This window comes from Wolbachia endosymbiont of Pentidionis agamae (assembly GCF_036711655.1).
Taxonomy (GTDB): domain Bacteria; phylum Pseudomonadota; class Alphaproteobacteria; order Rickettsiales; family Anaplasmataceae; genus JAZHPY01.
The window spans coordinates 1-6,107 of sequence record NZ_JAZHPY010000067.1 but is presented as its reverse complement, the minus strand read 5'-3'; the positions used below and the strand labels follow the sequence as shown (position 1 = coordinate 6,107).

General features: G+C 28.6%; 8 protein-coding genes. 4 read left to right on the top strand and 4 right to left on the bottom strand.

The window, feature by feature from the left end:
- The 3 genes from V6U76_RS04185 to V6U76_RS04175 form a co-directional block, all read right to left on the bottom strand.
- Window positions 1-731, bottom strand: a 731-nt coding sequence (locus V6U76_RS04185; RefSeq protein WP_333023792.1) for a GTPase, incomplete at its 3' end; no start/stop codon positions are given.
- 81 nt (window positions 732-812) lie between these two features.
- Window positions 813-1,406, bottom strand: coding sequence for a BON domain-containing protein (locus V6U76_RS04180; RefSeq protein ID WP_333023790.1), 594 nt, complete (start codon window positions 1,404-1,406; stop codon window positions 813-815).
- Window positions 1,407-2,654 carry an MFS transporter gene (locus tag V6U76_RS04175; protein WP_333023788.1) on the bottom strand — a complete coding sequence of 416 codons (1,248 nt, stop codon included), beginning with the start codon at window positions 2,652-2,654 and terminating at the stop codon, window positions 1,407-1,409. It lies immediately after the preceding gene.
- Window positions 2,655-2,850: 196 nt separating this feature from the next.
- Between V6U76_RS04175 and V6U76_RS04170 the strand changes: the two genes are divergently transcribed.
- The 4 genes from V6U76_RS04170 to V6U76_RS04155 all read left to right on the top strand — a co-directional run bounded on the left by V6U76_RS04170 (window position 2,851) and on the right by V6U76_RS04155 (window position 5,594).
- Window positions 2,851-4,080: a M61 family metallopeptidase gene (locus V6U76_RS04170; RefSeq protein WP_333023787.1), complete on the top strand. Its 1,230-nt coding sequence runs from the start codon at window positions 2,851-2,853 to the stop codon at window positions 4,078-4,080.
- Window positions 4,081-4,145: 65 nt separating this feature from the next.
- Window positions 4,146-4,394 (top strand): hypothetical protein, encoded by a 249-nt coding sequence (locus V6U76_RS04165; protein ID WP_333023786.1) that lies wholly within the window; start codon window positions 4,146-4,148, stop codon window positions 4,392-4,394.
- Window positions 4,395-4,447: 53 nt separating this feature from the next.
- Window positions 4,448-4,960, top strand: coding sequence for a radical SAM protein (locus tag V6U76_RS04160; RefSeq protein WP_333023784.1), 513 nt, complete (start codon window positions 4,448-4,450; stop codon window positions 4,958-4,960).
- Window positions 4,961-5,087: 127 nt separating this feature from the next.
- Window positions 5,088-5,594 carry a hypothetical protein gene (locus V6U76_RS04155; RefSeq protein WP_333023783.1) on the top strand — a complete coding sequence of 169 codons (507 nt, stop codon included), beginning with the start codon at window positions 5,088-5,090 and terminating at the stop codon, window positions 5,592-5,594.
- Here the strand turns inward: V6U76_RS04155 and V6U76_RS04150 are convergent.
- Window positions 5,591-6,107 (bottom strand): TerC family protein (locus tag V6U76_RS04150; RefSeq protein ID WP_333023781.1); only part of this gene is annotated, 517 nt, incomplete at its 5' end. The genes V6U76_RS04155 and V6U76_RS04150 overlap by 4 nt on opposite strands.

The following is a 6,107-nucleotide window of genomic DNA, read 5'->3' as shown; positions in this document are numbered from 1 at the left end:
TATTCAGAAACTATTGCTATATCACGTTTAGCTAAATAATTAAATAAAGTTGACTTACCAACATTAGGCTTACCTGTAATTACAACATGTAATCCTTCACGTAACCTCTCACCTTGCCTATTATCATTTAAATGACTATCCATAGATTGCTCAAGCATTTTAACTTTTGTACTAATTTTTTCTAATTCAGGAGTTTCTTCCTCTATATCTTCAGGAAAATCTATGTATGCTTCAATTCTAGATTGAATACTTATTAATTCCTCCCTCCAATTACTATATAACTCTCCTAATTCTCCTGAGATCTGTTTTAATGCCTGTTTAGCTTGCATTTTTGTTTCTGCATTAATCAAATCTGCAATGCCTTCTGCTTGAGTCAAATCAAGTTTTCCATTAAGAAAAGCTCTTAGGGAAAATTCCCCAGGCTCTGCAATTACAAAAATCTTTGATAATTCTTCTAGAATAGTTTTTATAACAGCTTTACTGCCATGCACTTGTAATTCTATTACATCTTCACCAGTAAAACTATTTGGAGCTGGAAAGTAAATGAGAATACCACTATCTATCAATTCTCTCGAGCCGCAATACATATCTACTAATGTTGCAAGCCTTGGTCTAATTTTTTTACTAATACCAAAATGTTTTAGTACTCCTAACGCATCTTTTCCTGATATCCTAATAACTGCAACACCAGACTTACCAAATACAGTTGATAGTGCAAAAATAGTACTCATTTTCTTGCTAGTCAAATAGCGTTTGATGATTCATATTTCTAAGCTATACAAAACTTACTAACATAACTTATGACTCAATTCTCACCCACGTAACCTACTATTTCTATATCTTACATAGCTTATAACTTCTTTTACTCCTTTTACCTTTCTTGCAATTGATATGACAGAAGACAGTTCTTTTTTATTTTGAGCTATACCCATCAGATAAACAGTGTTATCAATTGTATTTACTGTATAATTCACCGATTTTATATTTTTTTTGGCAAAAAGCCTTGTTTTTATTTCAGTAGTTATAATAGCATCAATAGTAGTGCTAACCGGAGAAGACATATTAATAGGTGTGACTCTAATTTCATTTATTACTTCTTTCACTTCTTTTTGTTGCCAAGCTATCTTTTCTGCTTGAAGTTGTTTTTCTGGAGAACTTACATTTCCTATAAGTAATATTCTTCCTTCACTTACTTTTACTCTTATAGATGAAAATAAGCCATGCTTTAAAAGCTCTTTATTAATCCTAATCAATAATGTCGTATCATCAACTGTATTACCTAAAGACTTATCTTGCATTGCAAGCGCTGCTGCTGTTGTCACAGCAATGCTACCCATCAAAATATGCAAACATCCACCCTGTGTAACAACTATAAAGATTAGCAATAAAGCATGTATGATTCTCATTTAATTTGTAATAATATCTCTATCTTTAATATGTAAAATAGCAATTAATCCAATTAATGCACAAAAAATCATGTAATAACTGGCAGCTATTTCTCTGCCAGTTATTTTTATAATCAATGTACATAGAAATGGAGCAAATCCACCAAATCCAGCAGCTATATTGCGTGACAAAGCAAACCCACTATAGCGCACTTTTATTGGAAATAATTCACACATCATAGCACTAACTGGACCAAGGGAGGCCGAAATAGGTACTATAAATAAAAGATGTGCTAACATGATCATTTTATAGCTATTACTACATAGCATAACGAAAATAGGATAACTCATTACAATAAAATTCACAAATGCAAACCCAAGAACTTTTCTTCTTCCTATCTTGTCAGATAATACTGCAAACAGTAATACTAATATTCCTAAAATAACTTGATTAACTATTTCTATAAAACTAGTACTGATTTTAAATGCTTTCTGTGTTAATAATCCAAAAAGTACTAAATAGATGTATAGGGATGCATTTTCAGCAATATCAACACATATCGATATAAAAAAAGGTCTTTTATAATTTTTTAATAACTCTTTTAATGGAGATTTTGATATTTTATTTTGTTTTTTATCTTTCTCATATGCAGGACTTTCATCAAGTATATATCTCATATATATACTCAATAATCCAATTACCAGACTCAAAATAAATGGCAATCTCCATCCCCAAGATTCAAAATATATGTGAGAGATTTGTTTGCATAAAAATATTACTATTAAGCTTAATATGGATCCTAAAATTGCACTTAAGACTTCAATGCTTCCTAAAAAACCTTTGTTATTTCTACTGGCATGCTCAATGAGAAATGGTGCATTGCCTGCTTCTCCTCCTAGTGCTATTCCCTGTAATATTCTCATAAAAATTACGAGTATTGGAGCAATAATGCCAATATTCTGATATCCAGGTATTAAAGCTATTGATATGGTTGACAATGACATAATGATTATTGAGATAAATAAAGCAATCCTTCTACCATATTTATCTCCAATATGACCAAAAATTGCAGCACCAACAGGCCTTAATAAAAAACCTACTGCGAATACTCCAAGAGCTTTTATTGTGCTAACAAGAGAATTATTGGAAGGAAAAAATACATTGCCAATAATATCTATTAAGTGACCAAAAATCATATGGTCATACCAAAGTAAAGTATTGCATACTATAGTTGCAAGTAGTACTTTTTTAATCTGCAAACTCTTCATTGTTTTTTATAAATCTATATTTTAGTAGGATTATTTATTTTGACAAATATTAAAGATCCACATGGATTCTCTAAAGAAAGAGTAAAGCAGATTCTATTAAGCTAAGTTAATATTTTACTTTTACCTTTCATTTTATTACATTAATGGTTTGGTCAGCATTGAAAAGATAAATATTCAGTATTGAGAAAAAACTAAAATGCGTAATAAAATTGCAATTTTTACAGCCACTATTCTACGAAAAGTAAGAAAGATACTGCGTTACATAGTTTATCTTTGCCTTATACATATGTATTATGTAAGTTCTGTAATTGCTTCAGATTATTCTTCAACTAATTTTTTTCGTTTTGAAGGCTTGCCTTGTAGCATAAAAGAAATCACTGAAATTTATAACTTAAAAATTTTTGATCTTGATAAGGAAAATAAGCTTTATACCAATGCTGATGAAAGAATAAATTTTGTAAGTATTGTCAATAAAATTATTTTAGCACAGGACAACTTATTTATATTTAAAAGTAAGCCGTATAACATAATACTTATTGATGACCCAAATCTGAATGATATTGAAGGCATTGCAAAGGAAGATTATATAATTGTTAAAGGAGATATTAATAAAGATATTAAAGAATACAATAGAGTTATATCTCATGAATTAGCTCACAGATATATAGGGCATACAATAAAACAGGATACTGATAAGAAAAATGAGATAAAGTATAAGTGGTTTTTCGAGGGATTTACTGAGTTCTATGGAGTTAAAACCTTACTTAATGCGGAACTTATTGATATAGACGAATATCTAACAATAATTAACAGTACAATAAAAGAATACTTTAATTCTATAATAAATAATATTAATTTTGAGAAAATAAGTGAAAAGCATTTATTAGATAAAAATATAAGGATGTTAAGCTATTATAAAGGCTTTATCCTTGCAGTAATTATTAATGAAAAGCTAAATGAAGTAAGTAACAACAAGTATAATTTATTAGATCTAGTAAATGAGATAATAGATGAAATAAATTCAAATCATATTCGTTTTGATACTGATTTATTTTCTTGTTATTTAAAAAGTCAATTATCTGAATCCTTTGTAAAAAAGATTATAGATTCTATTAATAATCCTAATATACTTCTTACTTTATTACCCAATACACTACTGAATAAAAATCTAACTTTTCAAGATATAGATAAACATAGTGAAATATGCTTTAACATAATTAAAACCTTAGAAACACAAAAGATAAAAGGAGTTAAGCCAGGAAGCAATTGTTACAATTCAGGACTTAGAGATGGTCAACAATTAAAATGCTATAGCATGTATTTCAATAATGGATATATAAAATTAAAAGTACTTGAAAAAGAAGTAATAAAAACTGTGCACTTAGAAGCAAAAAAAATAATTAGTAGGATTCCTATATATAAATAACGTAATTTTCATTTACATACACTCTAGTATTGTTTACATATAATATTTAACTTATAAGGCTTATAATGAATAAAGAAAAACAAGTAAATTTATTATTAAAAAATCTTAGTACCAATACTAATCAAGTTAATACTAGTCTTATTCTTGAAAGAATAGAAAAGCTTTCAAATGATTCACATGGTCGTACTATCCATGATAATCATTGTAACTTTAGTAGATCTGGTGGTGGACATGGCAATGTATGTTATAGCTGGAAGGAAGAAATAACATTAATTAAAAATAGGAACGAGAAAGATGAAGGGATGTCAAGATAGTTCTTCTTATAGAACTTAGCATAAATATGCTAAGTATGACATAGGAGGTATAAATGAAGAGAGCAGGCGTTATACTTAAAACTGTAGAGAGATGCAATATTAATTGTACTTATTGTTATTACTTTAATAAAGCAGATCAATCTTGGCGTAATAGAAGGCCTTATATATCGGAAGAGATAATTGATAAGTTTAATGATTTCATTTCTCGAGGTGTGAATGATTTAGGTATTACAGATTTACTTGTTGAATTTCATGGCGGAGAGCCATTAATGCAAAAAAAGCATTCTTTTGTTCAAATGTGTACAAAAATACATTCTAAGGCACAACAGTTAAATTTAGATAGTATTCAGTTTGTTTTACAAACTAATGGAATACTAATCGACACTGAATGGATAAAAATTTTTAAAGAATATGGTATTGGAGTAGGGATCAGTTTAGATGGAACAAAAAATCTTAACGATACTTACAGGTTGGATAAAAAAGGAAATGGTACCTATGATAGGGTAGTTAATAAAATTAGACTGTGCCAAGAAAATGACTATGAATTTGGATTGTTATCTGTCTGAAGCTAATGGTACTGATGTTTACAATCACTTTGTTAAAGAATTAAAACTTGTACACTTTGATCTTTTATTGCCAGATTTTAATTATAATTCTCTTCCAGTTTATTAACCTGAAAAATATGGTCAATTTATGGTTGAAGTATTTGATGAATGGATAAAAGAGAATTCAGATAATCCACAAGTTTTTATTCGATATTGCATCAATTCTTTAGAACTATTTTATAACAATTATTCACGAGTTGATGGGTTTGGTAAAAGAAGTCCATTTGTATTGCCACTAATATGTGTTTCTAATAATGTTGATCTTGATCCTTTAGATGAACTTAGAACATGTGTTCCTCATAAGTTTATTGAATATAACATTAACAACACTAGTTGGGATGAGTTTCTATCAGATAAATTCTTTAGCAATTTCTTAACTGATATGGAAAACAAACCTGATGAGTGTAAACAATGTTGTTATGAAAATATATGTGATGGTGGAAACTATGGTCATAGGTTTAACTCTACTGATGTGAGCTTTAATAACCCTTCTGTTTATTGTGATGGATTAAAAGTTTTTTGGCACAGAATTATCCACTTTCTTTTACTGCATGGATTTTCTAAAGAAAGACTAAAACAGGTATTGTTAAGCTAAATTTTATATTTTACTTTTACTTTGCGCTTTATTATATTAACGGCTTCAATTAGAAGTGCAAATACAAATGCACAGTAGATATATTCTTTTTGCAATTTTATATGCAATCCATCAAGCGTAAGATATACACCAATAAACAATATGAAAAGAATAGCCACTACTTTTAATTGAGGATGAGATCTTATTAGTTTTGCAGTATGACTTGATAAAAACAACATTGCTATCATGGAAAATGTAAAAGCTATACCGATTATTATCATATTATGAGTAAGAGCTATTGCTGTTAATATAGAATCTACAGAGAAAACTAAATCTATAAGAATAATTTGCATGATGATAAAAAAGAGCTTAGATCTTACCATAATGTTCTTTTTATCTTTTTTATTAGCAGGATAAATGTCAGAATATAGTTCTGCAGCGCTTTTAAATATAAGAAACATTCCTCCTACCATCATTAATAAATCCTTAAATGAAATGTTAAATGATGCTATAGAAAATATATGCTTTTTGCTA